The organism is Vibrio sp. 2130-1, assembly GCF_033339515.1.
Genome location: NZ_JAWOUT010000090.1, coordinates 1 through 1,031 on the forward strand (window position 1 = coordinate 1; position 1,031 = coordinate 1,031).

Genomic DNA, 1,031 nt, shown 5'->3' on the forward strand with positions numbered 1-1,031 from the left:
GGGCGTTAGGTGCTAGGAGGTATAGACGTTGACTAATTTATACATTATCGGTAATGGATTTGACTTATGGCATGGCTTGCCAACGAGTTATCGTGAGTTCTATGAATTTGCTCAGGAAACGCTTGATGAATTGGGGAACTACTACCTATTTGATTTAAGTGTTCACGAGCCTTGGCATGATTTTGAAAATGCTCTAGGTGCTTTTGATGCAGACGGTTTTTTCGATTTTCACAACGAGGTTGATATTACTTCGGATGATTTCAGACCTAGTTTCATATATGGTTTGGAAGATGAAATAACGGAGCAAACAGATATACACGTTTCATCAGTAAGAGAAACTTTTACTGGTTGGGTAAACCAACTTGATGTGAGTGCTGCTGAACAGAAAATGACTTTTTCTGAAGATTCTCAGTTCATAACGTTCAACTATACATCAACTCTCCAAGCTGTGTACGGTATTGAAGATAATCATGTATTCCATATTCATGGTCGTGCTGAAACACACGATGAACTAATTTTTGGACATGGTGAAACTATAGTTGAGCCTGCTGAGTTTGACGAGGACGGTGAAAGCACCAGAGATATGTTCTCAGACGCTCAAAGCGGCGCTCGTTATCCTTTATATGCATTAAAAAAGCCAGTAGCTGACGTCATTGAGCAACATGAATGGTATTTTGAACAACTCAGTAACATCGAAGAGGTTGTCATAATAGGGCATTCTTTGAATACTATTGATCAGCCATATTTCGCGCGTATTGCTCAAAGTGTTCCAGAGGCGACTTGGAAAGTTTGTTGTTACTCTGAGGACCAAGAAGAGATTTTCACACAAAGCCTCATTGATTGCGGTGTTAATCGAGACAAAATAGAAACAATTGCATACAGCGACCTATAACATCGTGGAAAACGCACCTAACAAACTGTTTAAGAGTGATTCGCAACGCGTGGCATTTTCACTATGCGTTGATTTTGGTGATTAAGGTGGTTTGCGGCGGCTTTTGTATTGCGTTGCTCACCCCTTAACAGGGCGTTAT

The 1,031-nt window shown here is 40.4% G+C and carries 1 protein-coding gene; it reads left to right on the forward strand.

What is annotated here, in order from left to right:
- Positions 1–28 precede the first annotated feature (28 nt).
- Entirely contained in the window at positions 29–892 is an 864-nt protein-coding gene (locus R7Q09_RS24415) for a bacteriophage abortive infection AbiH family protein (RefSeq protein ID WP_239938607.1), read from the forward strand.
- The last annotated feature ends 139 nt before the right edge of the window (positions 893–1,031 follow it).